General features: G+C 69.7%; 29 protein-coding genes. 24 read left to right on the top strand and 5 right to left on the bottom strand.

Translation table 11 applies throughout. The features are described 5' to 3' along the window. Positions 1–1,257 (top strand): PBSX family phage terminase large subunit, encoded by a 1,257-nt coding sequence (locus tag ACFYST_RS08230; protein ID WP_387860860.1) that lies wholly within the window; start codon positions 1–3, stop codon positions 1,255–1,257. Next, positions 1,244–2,710, top strand: coding sequence for a phage portal protein (locus ACFYST_RS08225; RefSeq protein WP_387860858.1), 1,467 nt, complete (start codon positions 1,244–1,246; stop codon positions 2,708–2,710). The genes ACFYST_RS08230 and ACFYST_RS08225 overlap by 14 nt, the downstream gene beginning before the upstream one ends. On the opposite strand, the gene ACFYST_RS08220 is transcribed toward ACFYST_RS08225, so the two are convergent. After that, a complete protein-coding gene (locus tag ACFYST_RS08220; RefSeq protein WP_387860856.1) occupies positions 2,703–3,707 on the bottom strand; it encodes a hypothetical protein in 1,005 nt (334 codons plus the stop codon). The genes ACFYST_RS08225 and ACFYST_RS08220 overlap by 8 nt on opposite strands. A gap of 85 nt (positions 3,708–3,792) precedes the next feature. After that, complete coding sequence (locus ACFYST_RS08215; RefSeq protein ID WP_387860854.1) at positions 3,793–4,587, bottom strand: hypothetical protein; 795 nt, start codon at positions 4,585–4,587, stop codon at positions 3,793–3,795. Positions 4,588–4,719: 132 nt separating this feature from the next. Between ACFYST_RS08215 and ACFYST_RS08210 the strand changes: the two genes are divergently transcribed. The 9 genes from ACFYST_RS08210 (at position 4,720) to ACFYST_RS08170 (ending at position 10,994) form a co-directional block, all read left to right on the top strand. Further along, complete coding sequence (locus ACFYST_RS08210) at positions 4,720–6,936, top strand: phage minor capsid protein (protein WP_387860852.1); 2,217 nt, start codon at positions 4,720–4,722, stop codon at positions 6,934–6,936. A gap of 147 nt (positions 6,937–7,083) precedes the next feature. Then, entirely contained in the window at positions 7,084–7,443 is a 360-nt protein-coding gene (locus tag ACFYST_RS08205; RefSeq protein WP_387860851.1) for a hypothetical protein, read from the top strand. A 287-nt stretch (positions 7,444–7,730) separates the two neighbouring features. Continuing rightward, positions 7,731–7,901, top strand: coding sequence for an Rmf/CrpP fold protein (locus tag ACFYST_RS08200; RefSeq protein ID WP_387860850.1), 171 nt, complete (start codon positions 7,731–7,733; stop codon positions 7,899–7,901). A gap of 101 nt (positions 7,902–8,002) precedes the next feature. Then, positions 8,003–8,698 carry a hypothetical protein gene (locus tag ACFYST_RS08195; RefSeq protein WP_387860849.1) on the top strand — a complete coding sequence of 232 codons (696 nt, stop codon included), beginning with the start codon at positions 8,003–8,005 and terminating at the stop codon, positions 8,696–8,698. Positions 8,699–8,717: 19 nt separating this feature from the next. After that, on the top strand, positions 8,718–9,722 hold the full coding sequence (locus ACFYST_RS08190; protein WP_387860848.1) for a major capsid protein: 1,005 nt from the start codon (positions 8,718–8,720) through the stop codon (positions 9,720–9,722). Then, the gene (locus ACFYST_RS08185) at positions 9,722–9,931 is read left to right on the top strand and encodes a hypothetical protein (RefSeq protein ID WP_387860847.1); all 210 of its coding nucleotides are present in this window, start codon (positions 9,722–9,724) and stop codon (positions 9,929–9,931) included. The genes ACFYST_RS08190 and ACFYST_RS08185 overlap by 1 nt, the downstream gene beginning before the upstream one ends. A gap of 12 nt (positions 9,932–9,943) precedes the next feature. Beyond that, on the top strand, positions 9,944–10,327 hold the full coding sequence (locus ACFYST_RS08180) for a hypothetical protein (RefSeq protein WP_387860846.1): 384 nt from the start codon (positions 9,944–9,946) through the stop codon (positions 10,325–10,327). Next, a complete protein-coding gene (locus ACFYST_RS08175; RefSeq protein WP_387860845.1) occupies positions 10,324–10,644 on the top strand; it encodes a hypothetical protein in 321 nt (106 codons plus the stop codon). Before ACFYST_RS08180 ends, ACFYST_RS08175 begins: the two co-directional genes overlap by 4 nt. After that, a complete protein-coding gene (locus ACFYST_RS08170; protein ID WP_387860844.1) occupies positions 10,641–10,994 on the top strand; it encodes a hypothetical protein in 354 nt (117 codons plus the stop codon). The genes ACFYST_RS08175 and ACFYST_RS08170 overlap by 4 nt, the downstream gene beginning before the upstream one ends. Before the next feature lie 16 nt (positions 10,995–11,010). On the opposite strand, the gene ACFYST_RS08165 is transcribed toward ACFYST_RS08170, so the two are convergent. Next, complete coding sequence (locus ACFYST_RS08165) at positions 11,011–11,232, bottom strand: hypothetical protein (protein WP_387860843.1); 222 nt, start codon at positions 11,230–11,232, stop codon at positions 11,011–11,013. 100 nt (positions 11,233–11,332) lie between these two features. Here ACFYST_RS08165 and ACFYST_RS08160 point away from each other — a divergent pair, with 100 nt between their 5' ends. The 12 genes from ACFYST_RS08160 to leuE all read left to right on the top strand — a co-directional run bounded on the left by ACFYST_RS08160 (position 11,333) and on the right by leuE (position 22,023). Next, entirely contained in the window at positions 11,333–11,749 is a 417-nt protein-coding gene (locus tag ACFYST_RS08160) for a minor capsid protein (RefSeq protein ID WP_387860842.1), read from the top strand. Positions 11,750–11,759: 10 nt separating this feature from the next. After that, complete coding sequence (locus tag ACFYST_RS08155; RefSeq protein ID WP_387860841.1) at positions 11,760–12,248, top strand: phage tail tube protein; 489 nt, start codon at positions 11,760–11,762, stop codon at positions 12,246–12,248. After that, entirely contained in the window at positions 12,245–12,748 is a 504-nt protein-coding gene (locus ACFYST_RS08150; protein WP_387860840.1) for a hypothetical protein, read from the top strand. The genes ACFYST_RS08155 and ACFYST_RS08150 overlap by 4 nt, the downstream gene beginning before the upstream one ends. 292 nt (positions 12,749–13,040) lie before the next feature. Beyond that, positions 13,041–15,479 carry a phage tail tape measure protein gene (locus ACFYST_RS08145; protein ID WP_387860839.1) on the top strand — a complete coding sequence of 813 codons (2,439 nt, stop codon included), beginning with the start codon at positions 13,041–13,043 and terminating at the stop codon, positions 15,477–15,479. A gap of 3 nt (positions 15,480–15,482) precedes the next feature. Further along, positions 15,483–16,811, top strand: coding sequence for a hypothetical protein (locus tag ACFYST_RS08140; RefSeq protein WP_387860838.1), 1,329 nt, complete (start codon positions 15,483–15,485; stop codon positions 16,809–16,811). A gap of 15 nt (positions 16,812–16,826) precedes the next feature. After that, entirely contained in the window at positions 16,827–17,978 is a 1,152-nt protein-coding gene (locus ACFYST_RS08135) for a hypothetical protein (RefSeq protein WP_387860837.1), read from the top strand. A gap of 26 nt (positions 17,979–18,004) precedes the next feature. Further along, positions 18,005–19,102 carry a hypothetical protein gene (locus tag ACFYST_RS08130; protein WP_387860836.1) on the top strand — a complete coding sequence of 366 codons (1,098 nt, stop codon included), beginning with the start codon at positions 18,005–18,007 and terminating at the stop codon, positions 19,100–19,102. Then, entirely contained in the window at positions 19,103–19,828 is a 726-nt protein-coding gene (locus tag ACFYST_RS08125) for a hypothetical protein (RefSeq protein WP_387860835.1), read from the top strand. A gap of 56 nt (positions 19,829–19,884) precedes the next feature. Beyond that, entirely contained in the window at positions 19,885–20,670 is a 786-nt protein-coding gene (locus ACFYST_RS08120; RefSeq protein ID WP_387860834.1) for an N-acetylmuramoyl-L-alanine amidase, read from the top strand. A gap of 29 nt (positions 20,671–20,699) precedes the next feature. Beyond that, positions 20,700–20,930: a hypothetical protein gene (locus tag ACFYST_RS08115; RefSeq protein ID WP_387860832.1), complete on the top strand. Its 231-nt coding sequence runs from the start codon at positions 20,700–20,702 to the stop codon at positions 20,928–20,930. Further along, positions 20,927–21,244: a hypothetical protein gene (locus ACFYST_RS08110; RefSeq protein WP_387860830.1), complete on the top strand. Its 318-nt coding sequence runs from the start codon at positions 20,927–20,929 to the stop codon at positions 21,242–21,244. The genes ACFYST_RS08115 and ACFYST_RS08110 overlap by 4 nt, the downstream gene beginning before the upstream one ends. Before the next feature lie 119 nt (positions 21,245–21,363). Beyond that, positions 21,364–22,023, top strand: a complete 660-nt coding sequence (gene leuE / locus ACFYST_RS08105; RefSeq protein ID WP_387860828.1) for a leucine efflux protein LeuE — start codon at positions 21,364–21,366, stop codon at positions 22,021–22,023. A gap of 183 nt (positions 22,024–22,206) precedes the next feature. Here the strand turns inward: leuE and ACFYST_RS08100 are convergent, their stop codons facing one another. Both ACFYST_RS08100 and ACFYST_RS08095 read right to left on the bottom strand, forming a co-directional pair. Further along, on the bottom strand, positions 22,207–22,413 hold the full coding sequence (locus ACFYST_RS08100; RefSeq protein ID WP_387860826.1) for a DUF397 domain-containing protein: 207 nt from the start codon (positions 22,411–22,413) through the stop codon (positions 22,207–22,209). Beyond that, on the bottom strand, positions 22,397–23,200 hold the full coding sequence (locus ACFYST_RS08095) for a helix-turn-helix transcriptional regulator (RefSeq protein WP_387860825.1): 804 nt from the start codon (positions 23,198–23,200) through the stop codon (positions 22,397–22,399). The genes ACFYST_RS08100 and ACFYST_RS08095 overlap by 17 nt, the downstream gene beginning before the upstream one ends. A 191-nt stretch (positions 23,201–23,391) precedes the next feature. Here ACFYST_RS08095 and ACFYST_RS08090 point away from each other — a divergent pair, with 191 nt between their 5' ends. Continuing rightward, positions 23,392–23,703, top strand: a complete 312-nt coding sequence (locus ACFYST_RS08090; RefSeq protein WP_387860824.1) for a hypothetical protein — start codon at positions 23,392–23,394, stop codon at positions 23,701–23,703. Positions 23,704–23,868 lie beyond the last annotated feature (165 nt).

Here is a 23,868-nt window from a genome sequence, read left to right as displayed (position 1 = left end):
TTGCTCAACTCCCTTCCGCTGTCGCACAAGCAGCTCCGGTCGGTGGCGCAGGCGCAGGCCCGGATCAACATCTGGCACGGCGCCGTGCGCAGCGGCAAGACCGTGGCCTCGTTGCTGGCCTTCCTCTTGGCCGTGGCGGAGGCGCCGCCGTCCGGGTTGATCGTCGTTGTCGGGCGCAGCCTGCAGACGATCGAGCGCAACGTGCTCGAACCCCTCACCGACCCGGCTCTGTTCGGGCCGGTCGCGGCGCAGATCCGGCACACCCGCGGCGCCACCACCGCGGTGGTGCTGGGCCGCACCGTGCACCTGATCGGCGCGGCCGACGCCCGGGCCGAGGGCCGGCTGCGCGGCCTGACCGCGTGCCTGGCCTACGTCGACGAGGCCACCCTCCTGCCCGAAGCGTTCTGGGTGCAGCTGCTCGCCCGCCTGTCCGTCCCCGGGGCGAAGCTGCTGGGGACGACAAACCCCGACAGCCCGCGCCACTGGCTCAAGGTCGGCTACCTCGACCGCGAGAGCCAACTCGACCTGAACTCTTGGCACTTCGCGCTCGCCGACAACCCCTCGTTGTCGCCGTCGTACGTCGCTTCGCTGCGCGCCGAGTACGTCGGCCTGTGGCGGCGCCGGATGGTCGACGGCGCGTGGGTCGTAGCTGAGGGCACGATCTACGACATGTGGGACGAGCAGCAGCACGTCGTCGACGACCTGCCGTCCATGGTCCGGCACTGGCTCGCCGTGGACTACGGCACCACGAACCCGTTCGCCGCTGTCCTGTTGGGGCTCGGCGACGACAACCGGCTCTACGCGTGCGCGGAGTGGCGCTACGACTCCCGCGCCCGGCGCCGGCAGATGACCGATGCGCAGTACAGCGCCGCCCTGCGTGGCTGGTTGGACGCGCTCGGCGTCGAACCCGAGTGGACGTTCGTCGACCCGAGCGCCGCCTCGTTCCTCGCCCAGCTCTGGGAGGACGGGCACCCCGGCACGGCACGGGCCCGCAACGACGTGTTGGACGGCATCCGCTCGACGTCGACCGCCCTCGACTGCGGCCTGCTGCTCGTGCACCGCTCGTGCGAGGGGCTGCTCGGCGAACTCCCCGGCTACTCCTGGGATGCGACCGCCGCCGCGGCCGGCGAGGACAAGCCGATCAAGCGCGACGACCACTCGGTCGACGCGCTGCGGTACGTCGTCCACTCCACCACCGCCGAGTGGCGGCACCTGGTGCCCGATCTGCTGCAGGAGGTGAGCCGTGCCCCTGCCTGAGAACGGCGCACCGTGGCCGCCCCGACAGTGGGCGCCCGAGCTCGCCGACATGGCCATCGACGCCGCGTGGTACTCCGGCGACCGGCGCAAGCTCGCCGCCGTCCACCACGGGGCCGAGCACCGCGCCGACGGCCGGCGCCGCCTGTGGGGGCGCAGCCGCACACCTGCCCCCGGCCGCCGCGAGCAGCGGCTGCACATTCCGATGCCCGCCGACGTCGCCCGGAAGTCCGCCGCGCTGCTGTTCTCCGAACCGCCGCGGCTGACGGTGTCCGACACCGCGCTGCAGGACCGCCTCGACGAGCTCACCGGCGACCGGGCCGCGCGCCTGCTGCTGGAGGCCGCCGAGGTGTCCGCCGCGCTCGGCGGGGTGTACCTGCTGACCGCGTGGGATGCCGAAATCGGCCCCCGCCCGCTGCTCACCCACGTGCACGCCGACTGTGCGCTGCCTGAGTTCCGGTACGGCCACATGGTCGCCGTGACGTTCTGGCAGGAACTCGACCGCTCCGGTGCGACTGTCCTTCGTCGTCTGGAGCGGCACGAGCGCGGCCGGATCGAGCACGGCCTATACCTGGGCACCCCTGACAACTTGGGCCGGGCGGTGCCGCTCACCGAGCACCCGAGCACGGCCGCCGTGGTCGACTCCCTCGGGCCGTCCGGCGCGATCGAGACCGGCATTCAGCAGCTCACCGCCGCCTACATGCCGAACATCGGGCCGAACCGCACCTTCCGCGGTTCACCGCTGGGCCGCTCGGACCTGCAGGGCCCCGCTCGGGACCTTTGCGACGCCCTCGACGAGACGTGGTCGAGCTGGCTGCGCGACATCAGGCTCGCCCGCGCACGCCTGATCGTCCCCAAGGGCTACCTGCGCGACCGCGGTCCAGGGATGGGCGCCGGATTCGACGAGGACCAGGAGATCTGGTCGTCCCTCGACATTCCGCCGACCGAGGCCGGCGCGGGCATCACCATGGCGCAGTTCGCCATCCGCGTCGAGGAACACAAGAACACCGCCGACGCGCTCGTACGGCAGATCGTCGAGGCCGGCGGGTACAGCGCGAGCACGTTCGGCCTCGACGGCGGGCCAGCCGCGACCGCGACCGAAGTCGAGGCCCGCGGCCACGACTCGATGGTGACCCGGAAGACCAAAACCCGCTACGCCGCACCGGCGTTGGCGGACATCACCGAGGCCATGCTGCAGCTCGACCGCTCGCTCGGATTCTCCACCCTCACCCCGGAGCGGCCGGCGATCACCTTCGGGCCGGCCGTCGCGGAAGACCCCGCGTCGACCGCACAGACCCTGTCGCTTCTGGCGCAGGCACAGGCCGTCTCGACCGAGACCAAGGTGCGCCGCATTCATCCGGACTGGGACGCCGAAGCCGTCGCGGCCGAGGTCCAACGCATCCACACCGAGACCGGGCAGGGCGCGCCCGACCCGGTCCCGGCGTTCGTCAGCTGAGGGAAGGCGGCACGCCGATAAAGGCGTCGCCGTCGGGGTAGGCGATGCCGATCCCGTGGTCGTCGAGCAGTTCGCGCAGATCCTCGTCGGGCAAGGAGGGGAGCAGCACGACGCGCCGGGGCGGCTCGGGGTGCTCGTCAGTCTTCACGTAACGGCTGTAGTCGAGGAGCTGACCCAAGGCCATCCGGACCGCCTCACGAGTCGACGTGCCCTTGAGCTCGTACAGCACGTGGTCGGTCGCGTCGTACAAGTCCGTCAGCAGGGTCGACGTGCGGCCCTTGATCTTGATCTGGAACCGACCGACGGTGTGCTGCTTCGCCGTCAGATACGCCTCGAACAACTCGCTGAGACCCGCTTCCCGGCGCTCAGCTTCCACCTCCGGGACCGCAGCCCGCTTGCCCTTCTTCTTCGTGTTCTTCTCCGACTCGACGAGCTTGCACGCCGTGATCGCCGCAGCTACGAGCTTGCCACCGGTGGTTTCGGCCGGCGGGATCTCGTCTTCGGCGACTCGCTGCACGGTGCCGACCGGGCGCAGCCGGAAGACGATCGCGCGGCGCGGCTGCTTGTCCTCGTCGAGGGACTCGCGGACGACGTAGGGCGTGACGGTGTCGAGGGTGAACTCTCCGACGTACCGGTGCCGCTTGGTACCGGTACCCGGCACCGTGTCGACCGCGACGAACAGGTGCAGGCGCCGGCCGGCCTTCGCGTGGTCCCGGACGGACGCGTTGTTGCCGCCGTACCTGCCGGTGAAGGTCTGGTGTCCCTTCTTGCCGGCGCCCGTGTACTCGAAGATCGGGCCGAACTCGTCTTCTTCGGCGAGCCAACCGTCGTGGTACCCGAAGGTGATCCCGACCTCGTGGTCTGAGAACAGAGTGATGTTCTTCGGATCGAGTGAGGGCACGATCCCGCCGCTGTTCCGGCTGCCTCCGTAGACAGCACAGATGTCCGGGCGGGTGCCGATCTGTCCGAGCTTGAACTCAGCGGGCGCATTCGTCATGGCCCCAAGGTAGCGGCCTGTAGTGACAAGGCCCTGGCCCAGTGCCACTGTGAGCGAATGGGAGCCATTGCATCGCCAACCTTGACTACGGATTGAACGTCTTTCTGGATTTTAGGCGAGCATCATTGCCACAGAACGCGTAAAAGAACTCACTGAATTCAGGAATCAACACCTCGCCACCCCTGACATCATCATTCAGAACACAGAGCACATCCGCTACATAGCGCGCTATGGCTGCACACAAGAAGGTGGTTTGCTGTGCGACGTATTCAGAGTCCATTTTGGCGCCGAAAATCTCCCCCGGGGTTGATAGCGCGTCGCCCGTCTCCGTGAACATGCCCCCCATCACCACCACCTGATCTCGAAGCATGAAGTCAGAGAGGGCAGAATCTCGCTCACGCCGCGCAACCTGCCTCGCCGACCGCCCGGCCAAGAGAGGCTTTCCCACTTCTGAATACCAACGACCAATCGGGTCCATGGGCTTGGCCTTGGTAGACCCAGTGAGAACATCGAGGCCGTGATATCGGTCAAATCGCGCGAAATCGGCAAGTATTCCTACAATGACGCCAATTAGTGGAGAGTCCGGCAATTCCCACTTGAATCGATCCGAACCCATCGACGATCGAACATCTCCCACCGCCTCCAGCAACTTCCGCAGGTCGTGGCCGTAAGCCTTTCCAAAACTAGCAGAATCCGGGAAGGCTCCAAGATGAACCCGGTGATTCACAAGAAGCGTTAGCTTAATCAGCCTTTCCAAGCCGATCGTGTAATTAAAGAACGCTCCATAATAGAGGCCCGGGTAGTGACTGTTCGACTTTCGCAAGTACGTCAAACCGATGCCGATCGACTGAGCCGACAAGCCAGCCTCCTGGCTGAGCAAGCGCCATTCTGTACCTAGCTCCCCCACGGGACCCCCTCTGTCCACTTGGACTGCTTCAGCCTGATTGTCCTGGTTCGCTGCTGTCCGCGCTCGGTTTTTCCGGAGGTGCTGTCAGTGGGGGTGTCGGCGTGGATGACTGAGGACTTGGCCGACCGAGTGCGGTCGCTGTACGACGATGCCGAGCAGAGGCTGCTCGGCATCGTCGCCCAACAGCTCACCGCCGGCTATGAAGCCCCGGGGTGGGCCGTCGCCAAGCTGCAGGACGTGCAGCCGCTGCGCCGTGCGGCGCAGGCGGTCATCGACGCGCTCGGAACCGCCATGACCACCGAAGTGCACGACGTGGTCGCAGAGGCGTACAACCGCGGCGCCCGCGCCGGGCTCGCCGAGCTCGGCGCCCTGACGGACGTCGACGCCGCTCGCATCGCGGAGTCGACCCCGGCCGGCCGCGCCGTCGACCGACTCGCCGCCGAGACTGTCGAGTTGGTGACCGCCACCCACCGCGGCATCCTGCGCGGCGTCGAGGACGGATACCGACAGGTCATCTCCGAGATCAGCGCCACCCCGCTACTCGGCATCGACACCCGCCGCCAGGCGTCGCAACGGGCCATGGAGCGGTTCGCCGACCGCGGCGTGCGCTCGTTCGTCGACCGCTCCGGCCGCCCCTGGCGCATGACGTCGTACGTCGAGATGGCGGTACGAACTTCCGTCGGGCGAGCGGCAGTTGAAGCGCAAGGCGATCGGCTGCGCGCGGCCGGCGTCGACCTGGTCATCGTGTCCAACGCGCCCCGCGAGTGCCCGCTCTGCAAGCCCTGGGAGGGCAAACTCCTCTCCCTCGACGGGCCGGACGGGCGCCGCGAGGTCGAGGTCGAACACGCCACCGTCGACGGCCGCGTGCTGCGCGTGTGGGTCGCGGGCAGCGTCGACGAGGCCCGCCGCGCCGGCCTGCAACACCCCAACTGCCGTCACTCGCTGAGCGCTTACACCCCGGGCGTGACGTCCATCGTCCCGCCGATGCGCTCGGACGGCACGGAGTACGAAGCCGGCCAGCGGCAGCGCGCGATCGAGCGGCAGATCCGGAAGTACAAGGCCCGGGCCGCTGCCTCCCCCACTCCCGAGGGCAAGAAGGTAGCCGAGCAGCGGGTGCGGGAGTGGCAGGGCCGGATGCGCGAACACCTCGCCCAGCACCCGAACTTGAAGCGTCTGCGCTACCGGGAGCAGCCCGGGGCCGGCAACCTGCTGGAGCGGCGCGGGCCGATCGCGCCGGATGCGGTCGAGGCCGCGAAGGTGCGGGCCGGCGACCACCTCGCCCCGCGCGAGATGAGCGACGAGGAGCTCGGCGCCGCGATCCGACACGGCAGCCTCGACGCGCGCGACCGCGCCCGGATCGAGGCAGAGGCGAACCGGCGCGACGAGCAGCAGCTGCTCGACCGCGTCCGCCCCGGCGGCGGTCGGGTCGTTGCGGACCTGACCGGGTTCGGCGATGACGAGCTCGCCCGCGCCCTCCCGCTGCTCGACGACGAGGGGGTTCTACGCGTGGCGGCCGAGATGGACCGCCGCGACGTCGACGCCACGCTGCCCGGCGCCCGCCGCGACCTGATCGGCATGTCCGAGCAGCAGCTCGCCGAGCGGGCCCGGCACGCCGCCGGCGACGAGCTCGCCCAGCTCGCCGCCGAAGCGGACCGCCGGCAGCTGCTCGCCGCCACGTTCCCCGGCGGCCGGCTGCTGGCGGACCTGTCGGCGGTCGGCGACGAAGTGCTCGGCTGGGCCGTGCGCTACGCCCGGCCCGACGAGGCCGTGCGGCTCGCCGCCGAGCTCGACCGCCGCTACCCCGTCGAGGCACCGGCCGCGCACGCCGGCCGCGGCATCGAGGCGCAGCTCGCCGACGAGGCCGCCCTCGACGAGGCGCTGCGCCCGGTGCCGAACCCGGACGACTGGTCGCACCTGTACGCGGACACTCCGGAAGACCCGCACGCCGGGCTGAGCGCCGCCGAGCGATGGCTCGCCGAACGCGAGGCGTTCGAGCAGGTCAACCGGTCCGCGTACACCCGCGAGCAGATCCGGGAACAGTACGCCGACCACGTCTATCGGCAGTGGCTCGACGCCGAGGAGTGGTGCCGCGGTGTCCTGCTCACCCGCAAAGCCGAGCACGACGGCGTCGACGCCCGATCACTGTTCTCCGGACCTGCCCACATCGCCTACGCCCGGGCATCCGAGGAGCTCAAACGCTACTGGTCGGAAGCCTCCCCACGCTTGACGCTCGCCGAGTACAGTGAGCAACTGACCGGCATCCGAAGCACCGTGGCGGACACCGCACGCAAGGCCAAGAGTGACCAGCACAATCGGTTTTAATCAACTTGGCTTCCGCTGACGCGAAAAGTCCACTAACGATCAAAAGGCAAGCAGGAAACTGCCAGTCGACTTCGATGCCGGGCAAGCAAATAGCAGTTGGGGGGAATTTTGCAGCCCTGGATCCTGACACTCGGACTGGCCGCTTTCGTGTCTGGCGTTCAGACATTCATGAAGCTCGTATCACGAGAGCCTCCGCCCGGGAAAAAGCACGGACTCACCATCGAAGATGCCGTTTTCTGGATCGACTGGACCGTAACCGCCGCAGTGGCTTTCTGCGCAGCAATGATCGGCGCGAGCATTCAGCATAAGCCGATGGATATAGTCACAGTCACCCTTGGGATCGCTGTCCTTTTTTTCGGAATAGCAGTCTTTCCTGTAGTTGTTCGCAGCGTCTGCTATGACGGCTCCGGCGCCATCAAGGGGTGGGTGTATGTTGTCGCTGCAGATGCAGTGGGGATTGTCATTCTAATGTCCTCTGTTGCTGCCGGGGTGAAGACTTATGGATAATCGAAACCGGGATGAGAACGACCGGCGAAGCAGCCCTACGCGAGTAGCCTCCATACTCGCAGTACTGGCGACATCTATCGGCGTACTGATAGCCCTCGCCTCTATCCTAATCAGCTCTGGCCGAGGAATTGGTGACACAGTCGCCTCCGTCCTTGCCGCAGCGACCGCCCTAATCAGCATCGTCATTTCAGTTGCCAGAAACATGCGCAAGTAAGAAATAGCAGGACATTTCCTCTCGCCGGAAATTATGGCGACCCATAAATGAGGTCAACCCAGAAGGCGGATAAGTGGATTTCCGGGCAAGTTCGGTAAGGGCGGCGCAAGCAGGCCAGCAGGCCGCCCGCGGTGGCCAGAGCGTCACCGCCTGCCCGTACGGCCGCGACGACCTGCTGCGTACCGCGTGGCTGCGCGGCTACCGGCAGGGCAGCGACCCCGCACTGATCAGCGACGAGAGCTGACCAACTCGCCTACCAGGTAGGCCACTTGAAGGGCCCGCACCGGATTCCGGGGCGGGCCCTTTCGTATGCCCGCATCCCCGAGCACGGAGGGTTCAACACCCATGCCCGCACTGCCCGTTCACGCCCGCACCGGCCTGCGCGCCGTCGGCCTGCGCCGCGACGGACGCCCGATCTGGCCCGTCCTGGGCGGCAGCGACGACGGCGGGCCGCCCGCCCCGGCCGCCACCGACCCCGGCGCCCCGGCACCCACCGCTCCCCCGGCCCCGCCCACCGCCCCGCCGACACTCGCCCCGGTCGGCCCCACCGCCGAGCAACTCGCCGACGCGCAGCGTCAGGCCACGGAGGCGACCGAGCAGCGCGACCAGCTGCAGAGCGCCCTCGACGCCATCCAGCGGGCGATCAACCCGGACGCCGGCCCCGCCGCCACCGACCCGGTGCAGCTCGCCGCCGCGGTTGCCGACCGCGACCGGCAGCTCGCCGAGCAGGGCGAGCAGTTGCGCGCCGCGCGCGTCGAGCTCGCCGCCCACCAGGGCGCCGCCGACGCCGGCGCCCGCCCCGACCGGCTGCTGAACTCCCGAGCGTTCGCCGCCGCGCTCGCCAAGCTCGACCCGGACGGCGACCAGTTCGCCGACCAGTTGCGCGCCGCGATCACCGCCGCGGTCGACGCCGACCCCGACCTGTACCGCGCCACCCTCGTTCGCCCGGCCCGCTCCGGTGGCGAGTTCCGCGGCTCCCCCCAGACCACCCCCCAGCCCGCCACGCTCGCGGACGCCATCGCCGCCCAGTTCAGCGGCTGACCACGAAGGAGGTACCCCCATGGCAATCACCCTGGCTGACGCGCAGCTGAACACCACGGACGCCGTCGACTTGAAGGTGATCGACGAGTTCCGGAAATCCTCGTGGCTGCTGGACAATCTCAAGTTCGACACCGCCGTGAACCCGGCCGGCGGCGGCGCGACGCTGACCTACAACTACACCCGCGTCATCACCGAGCAGCCGGCGAGCTTCCGCAAGATCAACTACGAGTACCCGAAGACCGCCGCCAAGCGTCAGCGGTACTCCGTCGACCTGGCCCCGCTGGGCGGTGCGTTCGAGATCGACCGCACGCTTGCCAACCTGGGCCCGGCCGCCTCCAACGAAGTCGCGTTCCAGATGACGCAGAAGGTCAAGAGCGCTTCGGCGTTCTTCTCCGACCAGGTCATCAACGGCCAGCGCGTCACCACCCCCGGCAACGAGGAAGGGTTCGACGGGCTCGACATCGCGCTCGCCGGTTCCTCCACCGAGATGGGTGCCGGAACCTCCGTCAACTGGACCGGCGCCGCGCTCGGCTCCGACAGCGGCAAGGCGAACGACGCTCTCGACCTGCTCGACGAGTTCCTGTCGCTGCTCGACGGCACCCCGAGCGCGCTGCTCGGAAACGCCCAGCTGATCGCGCGGATTCGCAGTCTGGCGCGCCGTGCCGGCTACTACACCCGCGCCGAGAACTCGTTCGGCCAGACGATCGAGTCGTACAACGGCATTGCCCTGGTCGACCTGGGCGCGAAGTCGGGCAGCGCCGACCCCGTGATCCCGATCGAGTCCCGTGACGTCGCCGGCGCCGGCGGGCAGATCACCGGCCTGTCGGACCTGTACGCGGTGCGCCTGGACGTCGACGGCTTCCACGGGGTGTCGACCACCGGCAACGCCCTCGTGCGACAGTGGCTGCCCAACTTCGACTCCGCGGGCGCCGTCAAGGTCGGCGAGGTCGAGCTCGGCCCGGTCGCGGTCGTGCTCAAGGCGACCCGGGCCGCGGCCGTCCTGCGCAACGTCAAGGTGCGCTGATGGCCTACGCGATCACGTCCCCGACCAGCGGGGAACACCGCTCCGTCGCCGGCGTCCACTTCGCCGACGGGCGCGCCACCGTCGACGAGCTGTCCGCCGGCGCCCGGCTGTACTTCCAGCGGCACGGCTACACCGTCGAGCAGCTCGACGACCCGGCCACCACCGCCCCGCCCGCCCCGGCCAAGGGGCGCGGCGCCGGAACGAAGTAGAAGGGGGTGGCCGTGGGCACCTACGCCACCCCCGAGCAGCTCGCCACCTACACCGGCAAGTCCGCCCCGGCCGAAGCCGAGCGGCTGCTCGCCCGCGCGTGTGCCGACATCGACGACGCGCTGCTGACCGCCTGCTACCCCGTCGACTCCACCGGCGCCCCCACCGACCCCACGCACGCGCAGGCCCTCGCCGACGCCGTGTGCGCGCAGGTCGAGTACTTGCTCGCCGCGGGCGAGGACGGCACCGGCGCGTCGGCCCGCTGGTCGTCCGTCTCCGCCGGATCGGTCAGCCTGTCGGCGAGCAGCTCGTCGCCGGCCGCGCTCGACCTGGCGCCCCGCGCGCTGCGCGAGCTGCAGCGGGCCGGCCTGACCGGGCACGGGGTGAACGAGTGGTGACCCGCATACCGGCGTGGCTGCTGCGCCACCGGGTCACCATCGAGCGGTACCGGGGTGACTCGGCGTACGGGCCGCTTTACGACCCGCCCGACGAGGACGTGCCCGCGCTGGTTGCAGAAACGATCCGCCTCGTGCGGGCGCCGGACGGGCAGCAGGTCGTCAGCTCGGCGCAGCTGCTGCTCGACCTCGACACCGACGTGCCCGCCGGCTCCCGCATCACCCTGCCGTCGGGCCGGACCACGGTCCCGATCAGCATCGCCACCGTCGACGCCCCGGGCCTTCCCGTGCCCGCACACCGGGAGGTAAGCGCCGAGTGAGTCCGCAGCGATCCCGCGTCACCTGGACCGGCGACGCCGTCCTGCGCGCCGAACGCACAGGCGCGGCCCGGGGGTTGCTCGCCGCGGCCGAGCACGTCCTGCAGCGCTCCCGGCAGCTGGTGCCGATCGAAGAGGGCACCCTCGAACGCTCCGGCACCGCCAGCATCGACGAGCAGCAGCTGACCGCCGCCGTCTCCTACGACACCCCCTACGCCGTGCGCGTCCACGAGGACATGACCGCCCGGCACGACCCCGGCCGCAGCGCGAAGTACCTCGAACGCCCCCTCAGCGAGGAGGCCGGGACGGTCGAACAGATCATCGCCGCCGCAGTGCGGCGCGAGCTGCGCTGACCGCCCCGGCGGGCTGCTACCGCACCGCGTCGAGCGCGGCCCGCGCCGCCTCGAACTCCTTCTCCGCGGCGTCGACCTCGTCGTACGCCGCCTGCAGATCCCGGGCGTTCGTCCCGGGCACGTCCTGCCACTCAGGCAGCGCACCCGTGGTGGCGAACTTCGCTGCCGCGTCCCGCGCCGCGTTCACCCGCGCAAGCGCAGCGTCGTACCGGGCCTGCGGGTCAACTTCCTTACTCACCAGTGGAGTTCCTTCCCGTTGGTTGCATCCACGGAGTGAGTGTAAGTGCCAGCAGGCGGGCCGCCCGAAAGCGTCCGCCCCGTAGCGAACAAGGAGGGCAGTGGACCCGCTCGACTCCCTCGCCCGGCACCTTGCTGTCGCTGGTCTGCTCGTCTACGACCCGACCGGCGCGGCTGGCGACACCTTCGCCGAGACAATGCCGGCCGCGCCCGACCGCGCGGTGCAGCTCACCCTCTACGGTGCTGGCGAGCCGGACCCGTTGAACGGGTGGGACGAGCGGTCGCTGCAGGTGCGGGTGCGCGGCACCGCCGACCCCCGCATCTCCCGCTCCCGCGCGGAAGCGATCTTCTCCGCCCTTCACGGGCTCGCCGGCGTCGAACTCCCCGGTGGGCTCTGGCTGGTGCTGTGCATCGCACAGCAGACCCCGTACCCGCTCGGCGTCGACTCCGCCGGTCGGCACGAGCACGTCGTGAACTTCCGCCTCGACATCGAGGCCACCAACCCCCGACCTTTCTAGGAGGTGACCTATGCCCACCTCCACCGCACCCCGGCCGATCGACGCCCGCGGGTGGATTTTCGAGGTGCAGGACATCACGGCCGAAACCGAGACGTGGCTGCCGATCCGGCTGCTGAACTCGTTCACCCATAACCCTGGTGAGAACGAGGAAACCGAGGACATCACCGCGTTCGACGACGACGGTTACTACTCGCAGGACGTCATGCAGCGCGGCGCGACCATCGCCCTTGAGTCCAAGTACGCGGCCGACAAGACCGGCCAGCAGGACGCCGGGCAGGCGTACATCGACGGCGAGTGGGCGAACCGGCTGGGCGCCGACTCCCACAACCCGGTGCGTTGGCGCCACCGCTCCCAGACGTCGTGGGTGTTGTGGGATGCCACCGTGACCCCGGGCGAGCAGGGCGGCGGGACCAACGAGAAGACCTCGTGGAGCGCCACCATCACCCGGTGCGGCAAGCCCGGTACGGCGCCGGTCGCGGCGGGCGGGGGTGGCGCGTGAGCCTCGACGACGAGCTCGACCTCGACCAGGTCGACCACTTCGCCGGCGTCTCCGTCGACGTCGCGGACTTCGACGCGTTCTTCGCCGAGCAGCGCCAGCGCGGGAGCGGCGGCGTGCCGCTGCGCCTGTACGGGCGCGAGTACCGGCTGCCCGACTCCATGCCGTTGATGTTCTCCCTGCAGATGGAGCGGCTGCAGCACTCCGAGAACCCTGCCGACGTCCGGGCGATCCTGCGGACCCTGGTCGGCGAGGATGCCCTCGACCACTGGGCCGGCAAGGGCATGACCGACCGGCAATTCGGCATCGTGCTGATCTGGTCGGCGGCGAACGTCCGCTCCCCCGGTTCCGTGAGCATGGAGCGGGCCGCCATCCTGTACGACGAGCAGTCCGCGGCGAAGGCCCGGGGAAAAGCCGCGCCGGCGCCGGCGCAGAACCGGGCGGCGCGCCGGGCGAAGCCGAAGAAGAAGGGTCGGGCGGCGGCTTCTGGTCGGCCGTCCTGACGCACTGGTCGGCGGTCGAGGCGGATCTCGCCCGCACCTACCACCTGAGCGCCGAGCAGATCGGGCAGCTGACGGAGCGCCGGTTCGTGGTGCTGCTCGGCGGGCTCGACGAACACTCCCGGTTCCGCGCCCTGTGGAGCCGCACCCCCCGCGTGGTTGACGACCCCGCGGACATCGCAGCGATCACCGGTCTACCCGCCGGCGGGTAGCGAGCTGCAACAAGTCGAACACCACGGCTTCCCTCCTTCGAGTCATCCGGCGCAGGTTGCGCTCGGCGAGGGGGTGAGCAGCCTTGGCGCTCACCGTCGGCGAGCTGCTCGCCGTCATCGACGTCGACGACTCCGGCGCCGAGCAGGGCCTGCGCCGTACCGAGCAGGGCATGCGCCGAACGGCGCAGGTCGTCGAGGACGAGGCCCGCCGCGGCGGCCGGGCGGCCGGGCAGGAGCTCGGCGACGGACTCGCCGACGAGGCCGAGAAGGGCGGCAGCAGGGCGGGCGCCGGCGTCGCGGATGCGCTCGGCAAGGTCAAGGGCCTGATCATCGGCGGCGCGATCGGCGCCGCGGTGATGGCCGGCCTGACCGAGGCCGTCGCGCAGGACAAGGCCACCGATCTACTCGCGGCGAAGCTGGGCGCGAGTTCGGCGCAGTCCGCCGAACTCGGCAAGGCCGCAGGCGCGTTGTTCGCCGGCGCCTACACCGACAGCGTCGAGGCCGCGAACGAGGGCCTTCAAGCCCTGTGGCAGCAGGGCCTCGTACCGGCGAACGCCACCTCCGCCGAGCTGACCAAGGTCGGCGGGCGGCTGCAGCAAGTCGCCGACATTCTCGGCGAGGACGTCGGCCCGACCGCGACCGCGGTCGGGCAGATGCTCAAAACGGGAATGGCCAAGAGCGCCGACGAGGCGTTCGACATTCTCGTACGCGGCGAGCAGCTCGGCGCCAACAAAGCCGAGGACTTGCTCGACACGTTCAACGAATACCCCACGCAGTTCCGGGATCTCGGAATTGGCGGGGCGCAGGCGATGGGCCTTATCCATCAGGGCCTGCAGGCGGGTGCCCGCGATGCGGATATCGTCGCGGACGCTTTCAAAGAACTTAATATCCGCGTCAAGGACGGGAGCGCGGCCGACGGGCTCAAGTCCCTTGGCTTGAACGCTGACAAGATGGCGTCAGCGTTCGCCAAGGGCGGGCCGGCCGCAAACGCGGCGCTTGATCAGTTGATGGACCGGCTTCGCCAGGTCAAGGACCCGACGGAGCGTTCACGGCTCGCTGTCCAACTTCTGGGCACGCAGGCCGAAGATCTCTCGCAGGCGCTTTTCTCCCTCGACCCGTCGGCCGCGGTCGCCTCCCTGGGCGCCGTCGACGGGGCGGCGCAGCGGGCCGGCGACACGATGCGGGACAACGCATCGACGAAGCTCGCCGTGTTCACGCGGGGGCTGCAGCAGGGCCTCGTCGAGGTGCTCGGCTCCGAGGTGGTGCCCGCCCTGATGACGGGCGCCGAGTGGGTCGGCCGGGTCGGCGGCACGCTCAAGAGCGGTGCCGGGTTCGTCCGCGAGCACGGCACGGCGTTCTCGATCGCGGCCGGCGTGATCACTGCGGTGATGCTGCCGACGCTGATCGTGCTGGCGGTGCAGGCCACCGCAACCGGCGTCAGCGTCGTTGCCTCGTGGGTGGCGCAGGGCGTCGCAGCCGTCGCCGGTGGCGCCCGCTTTCTGGCCACCAACGCGGTGATCCTGGCGGGGTGGCTCGCGCAGGGCGTCGGCGCGGTCGCCGCGGGGGCGAGCGTCGTCGGCGCGTGGGTGCTGATGGGCACTCAGAGCCTGCTGCAGGCAGCCCGGATGGCTGCGGCGTGGGTGATGGCCATGGGGCCGGTCGGCTGGATCATCGCGGCTGTCGTCGCCCTGGTCGCGCTGGTCGTCGCCAACTGGGACACCGTCAAGAATGCGACGGTCGCAGCCTGGGATTGGATCTGGACCAAGATCAAGGAAGTCGCCGGATTTCTCGTCGACCTCTTTATGAATTTCACCCTTCCCGGATTGCTGATCAAGCACTGGGATTCGATCAAGTCCGGCGCGTCGACCGCCTGGAATGCGGTGGTGGATTTTTTCTCCGCCATTCCCGGTCGCATCGTCCAATTTTTCCTTAACTGGACCCTTGTCGGATTGATTATAAGGCACTGGGATTCGATCCGTTCCGGCGTGGCAGAAAAAGCGGGCGCCCTGCTCGACTTCGTGCGCTCACTGCCGGACCGGATCGCGGACGGCGTCGGCAACCTGGGCTCGCTGCTGGTCGACAAGGGCCGCGACGTCGTCCGCGGCTTGTGGTCGGGTATCCAGTCCATGGGGTCGTGGCTGCGCGACACCCTGATGAGCTGGGCGAAGAACCTGATCCCCGGCCCGATCGCCAAGGCGCTGGGCATCCGATCGCCAAGTCGCGTCATGGCCAAGGCAGTTGGCCGCTGGATTCCTGCGGGCATCATTCGGGGGATCGAGAGCGGACGGGGCGCACTCACCCGCACCATGCGCAACCTGGTGGACGTCCCCACCCCGCCGGACATCACTGCCTCGCTCGGCATCGCCCCAACTCCTGTGGCTGCGGCCCCGGTTGGGGGCAGCGCGTTCGGGATGGGCGGGGGGCCGCTGGTGCAGATCGACAACTGGCACGCGGCGCCCGACCAGTCGCCCGACCAGACCGCCGCCGCGCTCGCGTGGCAGATGAAGGGCCGGGGGTGGTGAGCCATGCCTGCCGGCGACCGCGTCACCGCCCCCGGTCACATTCAGTTCGGCGACCTGCTGCTCGGCCCCGGCACCCCGTACCGGTGGCGGGAGTTGCCCGGGTGGGAGGACTCGCCGGCCGTCGACTCCGGCACCACCCCGCGGCCGTCCGCCCACGGCGCCTACCCGGGCGACCTGTGGGCGCAGCCGCGGACGATCACCGTCGACAAGCTCACCATCCGGGCGACCGCGTCCCGGATCGGCGCCGCAGTGTGGGAGTTGAAGGCGGGCACAGCGCTGAGCGAGGACGAGCAGCCGCTCGTCGTGATGCTCGACGAGCGCGGGCCGCTGCTGGTGTGGGCGCGCTGCCTGCGCCAGGCGATCCCGATCGGGAAGGGCTACCGCACCGGCACCGTGGCGGGGTGCGCGCTGCAGTTCGAGGCGAGCGACCCCCGTCGGTACTCCCTGGCCGAGCAGTCCGCGGAGACCGGCCTGCCCCGGGACGAGGCCGGCCTCGACTGGCACGTGTCCCCGTCCGCCCCGGTGCAGGTGCTGCCCGCGCTGCAGGCCGCCGGTCAGGTCCCGCTCACCGCGTGGTGGGCGCTGCAGGGCCTGGCGCTGGGCAGCGCCGCCGACGCGGCGACGGTCACCGTCACCGCCGCCACGTCGAACAACCCCGCTCAGCTCGCGTGGGTCGGCCCGGCCGGCGGAACCGCCGCGTTTCCCGTCCGCCCGGGCGACACGGTGACCTTCCGCGCGCTGCAACTACCTGCGGGCGCGGAGGTCAACATGGAGTGGGCGAACGCGGCGGGCGACTACCTGTCCAGCAGCTACGGCGCCACCGCGGATCAAGTGACCGGTACCGCCCCGGCCGGCGCCGCCTACGTCCGCCCGGTCATGGAGTGGTCGGCCGTCCCCACCCCGGCAACCGTGCCGATCGGGGCGTCGACGCTCACCATGCCCAGCCCGCACGACGAGAGCCTGCTCTCGCTCGATCTCGGCTCTGCCGGGTCGGCCGGCACCCTCGCCGTCACCAACGCGGGCGACGCGCCCGCCCCTGCGGTGCTCGCCTTCCGCGGGCCCGTAACTGGGCCGTCCCTCACCGACACCGCCACCGGCCGCACGTGGTCGTACGACATCGAGCTCGCCGCGGGCGACGAGCTGCTCGTCGACGGCGCCACCGGCGAGGTGACCCTCGCCGGCGCCTCCCGGCTCTACACCACCACGGGCGCCCCCGAGCAACTGCTCGTCGTCCCGCCCGGACCGCGCGAGTTCGCGTTCCGGGCTGCGCCCGACACCCCCATCCACCCCGCCGCCCGCGCCGTCCTGCGCTGGCGACACGCCTACTGGTAAGGAGGTGGTGTCGCCGTGACCGTGCGCGCCGTCTGGCTTCCCCCGGCCGGACAGACCCGGGCCGACACCCGCGCCGCCCCCACCGGCACCATGACGCCGGCCGGCCCGCTCACCACCGCCCCCGGCATCGTCCCGGGCGGCAACCCCCTGAACCTCACCGGCACCGCCGCCATGCAGGCGCAGCTCGACGTCGGCCGCGCCGTCATCCAAGGCACCACCGCGCAAGGGGCGTACGCCGTGGTGGTCACCGCCCCGGAAGTCCTCACCTTCGGCCCCGGCCACGCGCAGTACGACCGGTTCGACCTGGTCGTGCTGCGCGTGTACGACACCCTCTACGACTCGACCGGCAAGAGCCTGGCCGTGGTCGAGATCGTGCCCGGTCAGCCGATCGCCGCGCCGCAGCCGCCCGCCGCTCCGGCGTGCTCGCTGCCGCTGTGGCAGGTGAAGGTGCCCGCCGGCATCTCCGCCGGCACCGGCGGGATCACCTGGGCATCCGCGATCACCGACCTGCGGGTGTTCACCGTGGCGGCCGGTGGAGTCCGCCCCGACGCCTCCACCGTTCCCGGTGCCTACGTCGGGCAGCTGCGGGACACCGGCGCCCGGATCGAACGCTGGTCGGGGACGGCGTGGGTGGCCTACCCGGCCGCGCTCGGCGGGATCGCGCCGAGCAGCCTCGCCGCCGGCTCGTACGTCGGTCAGCTGCGCGACTCCTCCTATGGGCCGGAGCGCTGGAACGGCTCAGGCTGGATGCCGTTCGCCCCCTGGACCGTCTACACACCCACCTGGACCGGCGTCACCATGGGGGCCGCCACCGCCCACGGGCGGTACTGCCGGATCGGCAAGCGCGTGGACGTCGTCGCCGACCTGGTGTGGGGAACCGGCTCCGCGATCCCGGCCAGCAGCCAGGTATTCGTCAGCCTGCCGTTCCCCGCCGCCGCGTCCCCGGGCGGCGTCATCGGCTGGCAGGGCGTCGGCAAGTTCGCCCAGCCCGCGGACTACTGGCACAGCCTGATTGCCGTCGTCGATCCCGGGCAGAGCAAGGCCCTCCTGTTCGGCATCGCCGACAGCAACAACGCGTGGGTGGACATCAGCGCCGGCGGCAGCCACTACGCGTGGACACAGAACGGCGCTTCCATGCGCATGCAGGTGACCTACGAAGCCGCATGAGGTAACTCGCGCGTGGGGGTGGTCAGTTGCGCACCCCCTACCGCGTGTTGATCTGCGATCTGCGCTCCGATCAGCTGCTCGACGTCCTGCCGCTGTGGGACGTCGCGTTCGACGAGTACCTCGGACGGACCGGCACCCTGTCGGCCGCCGTCCGGATCACCGACCGCCACATCGCCGCCCGCGTCCGCGACGCCCTCGTACCCGGGCGCACCGCCCTGTGGGTGGAGCGCGGCGCCGACCTGTGGTGGGGCGGAATCCTGTGGACCACCAACCTGGGCACCGACACCCGCGGATACCTGGCGCTGCAACTGCAGGCCGCGACCTGGGACAGCTACCTTGCCCGGCGGGTGCTGTACGACTCCCAACTCGCCGAACAGATCGACCAGTTCGACATCGTCCGCGACCTGATCGACTACGCCGCGGCGAAGCCGGGCGGCGACATCGGCATCGAGTTCGACACCGCACTGTCCGGCGTGCTCCGCGATCGGGCCTACTCCCGGTTCGACCTGCCGATCATCCGCGACCTGATCGAGCAACTCGCCCACGTGGAACGGGGGTTCGAGTGGCGCATCGCATCCGTGCGCGACCCCGACACCGGCCGGCGGGTCAAGCTGCTGCAGATGGGCAGCCCGGTGATCCGATCCGGCGTCCACGACGTGGTGCTCACCCACCCCGGGCCGATCCTGACCTACGCCTGGCCCACCGACGCCACGCGCCAGGCCAACGCCTGGCAGAGCCGCGGCAGCAGCACCAACCGGAACCAGACCACGGAGTCAACTCCCCTCATGTCCGAGCTGGTTGTCGACGAGAGCGACGTCGAGGCCGGGTGGCCGCGCCTCGACGGCAGCTCCGACTACTCCACCGTCGAACAGCAGGACACCCTCGACGAGCACGCCCGGGCCGACGCCGTCGCGCGACTGCACCCCCTCACCGTCCCCGAGCTGACAGTGCGCCTGGACGGCCAGATCACCCCCGCGCTTCTCGGCGCGACCGCCCGCGTCCGGATCACCGACCTGTGGTGGCCGGAGGGCATGGAAGACCGGTTCCGCATCGTCGGATGGTCCGTCACCCCACCCCAACGCGGCCGACCCGAGTCGGCCAAACTCCTATTGGAGGCAAGCTAGTTGGCAGCCATCCCGCAGGATCTTCTCGACCGGCTGCGCGCCGTCGAGCGCCAGGTGCGCGAGCTCGCCGGGCGCTCCCAGATCCGCCCGGCCCTCGACCAGATCCAGCACGGACAGGTCATCATCGGCGAAGGCGGCACGCTCACGGTGAAGGACGCCGACGGCACGGCCGTCCTTCACATCGGCGACATTCTGCCGGCCCACCCGGACGGCACCAAGCAGTACGGCGTCCTGATGCGCCGCGAAGACAACTCGCTCGCCCTGTCGCTGTGGACCGACGGCACCGTGCCGCAGGGCCTCGACATCTGGGACTCCCGCGGGAACACCATCTTCTCCGAGGACCGCGTCGCCGGCGGACTCGCCCGCCCGTACCTGGAGACGCCGCTGTACCCCTCGGGAGACCTCGAAAAGTACGCCTGGACCACCGAAAGCACTCCGGACCCGATCATCTCCGGGACCCACTGGCGCCAGCACCCGAACCTCTCCGTGCGCGGCTACCTGCAGGCCGACAACGGCACCGTCGGCCGCTGCCAGGTGTACGTCAGCGGCCAGCCCTGGGGCGATGTCCACGAAGTCAACAGCGACTGGACGTTCTGGGTGGACGGCTCCAAGCCGGTCGCCGGCACCGTCAATCAGAGCCTCGACATCGAGATCCGGGCATGGCGGGTGTCCGGCAACGGCCGCGTCCGCGTCTGCGCGGACTCCTGCACCGGCCGTCAGTCCTAACCCCCTCCCGCTTCCCTTACCCCGCCCCCGCGGCCACCCGGCCCGGGGGCTTTCGCATGTCTGGAGACACCTTGGCACGCTTCCCCGGCGCCACCTGGCGCCCCGTCATCAACCGCACTGCGGCCGGCCGAAGTGAGCAGCGCGGCCTCGTCCTGCACGTCCAGGACGGCAACGGCAGCCTGTTCGGCTGGTTCAACACAGCTTCCAGCAAGGCAAGTTCTGACTTCTGGGTGTCGAAGTCGGGCACCATCGAGCAGTACGTCGACACCGGCAACGATCGCGCGTGGGCGCAGGCCGCCGGCAACAACGTGTACGCATCGGTCGAGACCGAGGGATACCCCTCCGAACCACTCACCGTCGCACAGATCGAGGGCGTCGCCCAGATCTACGCCTGGGGCGCCCACCTCTGGGGCTGGCCCCTGCGAGTCGTCGACACCACCACCGACCGCGGCCTCACCTGGCACGGCGCCGGCGGCTCCGCGTGGGGCGGACACCCCGACTGCCCGGGCGAGATCCGTAAGGCGCAGCGCGGCGCGATCATCGCCCGCGCCGCCGAGCTGCTCGGTGCCCCGCCCGCGCCCGCCCCGCCAGCCCCGGCGCCGACCGCCCCGACGTGGCCCGGCCGGTACATCTCCCTGCGCTCCCCGTACATGCGCGGCGACGACGTCCGCCGCTGGCAGGAACGGATGCGTGCCCGCGGGTGGCAGCTCGACGTCGACGGCGTATACGGCCCGAAGTCCGCCGCCGCCGCCCGCGCCTTCCAGATCGAGAAGCACCTCGACCCCGACTCGATCATCGGCCCCGCCACCTGGGCCGCCGCCTGGACCGCCCCCATCACCTGATCACCCGCCCTGAGAGGAAGCGACCCGCTTTGACCGACAGCACCCGCCGCACCATCCGCACCGGCCTGCAGACCCTACTCGGCCTGCTCGCCTCGCTCCCCCTGCTCGTCTCCACTGCCGGCATCCCGCAGACCGTGCCCGGTGTTGCCCTGGCGCTCACCGTCGCCACCGCCGCCACCCGCGTCATGGCGCTCGACGTCGTCGAGCAGCTGCTGCCCCGTTGGCTGCGCACCCCGCCCAAGGAGGACACCGACCAGTGACCGACCCGACGACCGGCGTCGCCCGCCTCGACGCCCTCGTGCTGTGGTGCGGCGCGGTCGTCGCCATCGCCGGCGCCGCCGGCCTGCTCTGGCGCTCCGCCCGCGGCGCGCACCGGCTCGCCCGCCGCGTCGAGGAAGTCGTCGACGACTGGGCCGGCACCGACGAACAGCCCGGCGTCATGACCCGACTCGACCGAATCGAGGACAAGCTCGCCACCGTCGAGCACGAGCTGCACCCCAACAGCGGCAGCTCGCTGCGCGACGCCGTCGACCGAGTCGACCAGCGTACCGCCCGCCACCTCGACCCCCCGTAGGCAGCACTGCGCCCCCTGTTCCGGCCGTGGCCGGAACAGGGGGCGCCTTCTTCGTTGGACGACTTTCCCCGGCGCTTACGATGACTCGTCTCCCCACCTCCGCGCCGGAAGGAACCGCCGTGTTCGGCGTCACAGACCTCGGAACTTACATACTCGGGGCGCTAGTCATCGTCCTGCTGCCGGGCCCGAACTCCCTCTACGTGTTGTCAGTCGCAGCTCGGAAGGGCATCCGAACGGGGTACAGCGCCGCTGCTGGCGTATTCGTCGGCGACCTGACACTGATCTCCCTGACATCACTCGGCGCCGCCTCCCTGCTGCGCGCGAACCCTGCCGTGTTCGCCGTGGTGAAGTTCGGCGGCGCTGCCTACTTGCTGTGGCTCGGGATCGGAATGTTCCGATCAGCAATCCAGCTCTGGCGCGAGCGGAACAACAGCAGCTCCACTGCCGAGGACATGCCGAACGTCGAGTCAGCGTCGGAACGGCCGTTCCGACGAGCCCTGATCATCAGCCTGCTCAACCCCAAGGCGATCTTGTTCCTTCTCTCATTTTTCACACAGTTTGTTGACCCGTCGTACGAGTTGCCCGCGCTCTCCTTCGCCCTGCTCGGCGGCATACTTCAGACGTTCAGCGTGCTCTACCTGACGACCTTGATCCTCGCAGGAACCGCTCTGGCAACGGCCTTCCGCCGCCGGCGTCGACTGTCAGCCGGCCTGACAAGCAGCGTCGCTATCCTCTTCGCGGGATTCGCCGCCAAGCTCGCAGTGTCGTCGGCCGCGTGACGGCGACAGCCGAGAACACTGCCCGGTTCGAGTAAAGGTGTCCGTGGGCTCGGACGCTGGGCCCCGTGCGATGCCCCGCAAGTGGCGCGGGTGAGTACGACCGGCTTGCCACGCAGGCACAGAGAAGCCCCCGGCAACGCGCTGCCAGGGGCTCAACTGTCGAGCAAGGATCGCAAGCTGGTGTCAGACGTCACCGAACTCGCCGTCTACGACGGCCTGAACGAACCTCTCAAGCGTTTCGACAGAGAAGCGCAAGCGCGGGCCGTCAGGGTCCTTCGAGTCGCGCACTGCCCCGTAGTGGCTCGTGTCGAACTCGACGCAGCCGCCACCGCCGTTCGAGTAAGAGGACTTGCGCCAGGTGGCGCCCGGCGGGTCAAGGTCGTTTTGCATGGCGTTCGAGTTCCTTCCTTGCCTCCCGGATCAAGGCCAAACTGTCCAGTTGGCTTAGCGCGTTGACCTGTAGTCGATCGTATCTACTGACCCACCGAGCCACGGTGTCGGCATCCTGCTCTAAGTAGCCCCGCTGCAGGGTCTCTGTGTAGCCAACAAGGGACCGGTTCGGCAGCGTCAGGATCGTAACTGGGTGGGACAGCGCTCGGTCTTCAGCGAGCCTGTGTGGCGCGATTTGAAGCACCACGTTGGGGCGCGCACTCAGCATCTCAAGGTGGTACAACTGCCGAGCCATGACCGCGGGCCCACCGATCGGCCGGCGAAGCGCTGCCTCATCAAGCACCACATGTATGGGTGCTCCGGTGCTCAGCTTAAGTTGACGCTGAGCCAGTAGGGCAAGTCGTTCATCCGCCTGTTCGCGCGTGGCCTCACCCCGGCGGACGATCGCGCCTTCGTAAGCGGCGCTGTATTCCGGTTCCTGCAGAATGCCCGACACCATATCGATGTCGAAGATCCGCGATCCGATCGCTTCGCGCTCCCGGCGCAGGTACTCAGAGAAGCCCGGAAGCAGTGAACCGCTCTTCCAACTCCAGTAGAGCAGCAGGAGAGTGCCGTTGGTCTGCAGCGCGTCGTCCACGCGCTCTACAAATTTCAAACTTGGAGCCTGTTTCGCCCCTTCCACGTTTGAGATGTACACGTTGGAGTACTGGACCTTGCCACCTAAACCCACCTGGGTCAGCCCCATCGCCACCCGCGACCTGGCAAGTTGCACGGCAAAGGCATGCAACGGAGATGACGTTGGATCAACTATGCGGCGCGCCAATGCCGTTACCTCTTTAAAGCGTGAGCAACTAGAGATTTGAAACGCTACCGATCGTAGTTGCCCGCACGCCATCCTGGTTACACACCGACGACGGAACGGAGCAGGCGGTGACCACCAAACACACGCCCCGGTCGGCGGCTGACCCTAACCGAGCGATGCGGCAACTGCGCGGGAACCTCTCACCGAGGGAGTTCGCCGCGCTGGTCCGCCGGGCCGCCCGAGAGATCGGCGAGCACGTGTCCTGCGACGCGCGCTACATCGGGCGAGTGGAGGCCGGCGAGATCCGCTGCCCGAACTACGCCTACCGGCGGGTCTTCAAGCACATGTGGCCGGAGAAGTCGTTGGCGGATCTCGGATTCGCCCCGCACAGAGTGGTCCGTCGTCGCCGGTCCGCGAAGTCGGAGCCGGCACCCCTGTCGAACCACAACCCTCCTGTACTGCCCGCCTCGCCACGGTCGACAACGTAGGTGAGGCGGGCGACCAGTCCCCACCCGGCACGGCTCCCTCGGGTGTGCCTGCAGCCCATCTCCCCGTACACGGCGAGGGGCCTACCAGTACAGGCCCCCCGACCTGCGCTAGTCGGCCGGACCGGTCCGCAACATCCGCACAACGGTAGGCCCGCCGAGCGCGGG

The organism is Kitasatospora sp. NPDC004614 (genome assembly GCF_042873675.1).
Classification (GTDB): domain Bacteria; phylum Actinomycetota; class Actinomycetes; order Streptomycetales; family Streptomycetaceae; genus Kitasatospora.
This window is presented reverse-complemented; position numbering and strand designations above follow the sequence as displayed.

Coding starts and splice junctions, on each gene's coding strand:
- ACFYST_RS08100 (WP_387860826.1), bottom strand. CDS start 22,413: ATGCAAAACGACCTTGACCCGCCGGGCGCCACCTGGCGCAAGTCCTCT.
- ACFYST_RS08120 (WP_387860834.1), top strand. CDS start 19,885: ATGTCTGGAGACACCTTGGCACGCTTCCCCGGCGCCACCTGGCGCCCC.
- ACFYST_RS08090 (WP_387860824.1), top strand. CDS start 23,392: ATGCGGCAACTGCGCGGGAACCTCTCACCGAGGGAGTTCGCCGCGCTG.
- ACFYST_RS08220 (WP_387860856.1), bottom strand. CDS start 3,707: ATGACGAATGCGCCCGCTGAGTTCAAGCTCGGACAGATCGGCACCCGC.
- ACFYST_RS08190 (WP_387860848.1), top strand. CDS start 8,718: ATGGCAATCACCCTGGCTGACGCGCAGCTGAACACCACGGACGCCGTC.
- ACFYST_RS08140 (WP_387860838.1), top strand. CDS start 15,483: ATGCCTGCCGGCGACCGCGTCACCGCCCCCGGTCACATTCAGTTCGGC.
- ACFYST_RS08210 (WP_387860852.1), top strand. CDS start 4,720: ATGACTGAGGACTTGGCCGACCGAGTGCGGTCGCTGTACGACGATGCC.
- ACFYST_RS08155 (WP_387860841.1), top strand. CDS start 11,760: ATGCCCACCTCCACCGCACCCCGGCCGATCGACGCCCGCGGGTGGATT.
- ACFYST_RS08185 (WP_387860847.1), top strand. CDS start 9,722: ATGGCCTACGCGATCACGTCCCCGACCAGCGGGGAACACCGCTCCGTC.
- ACFYST_RS08195 (WP_387860849.1), top strand. CDS start 8,003: ATGCCCGCACTGCCCGTTCACGCCCGCACCGGCCTGCGCGCCGTCGGC.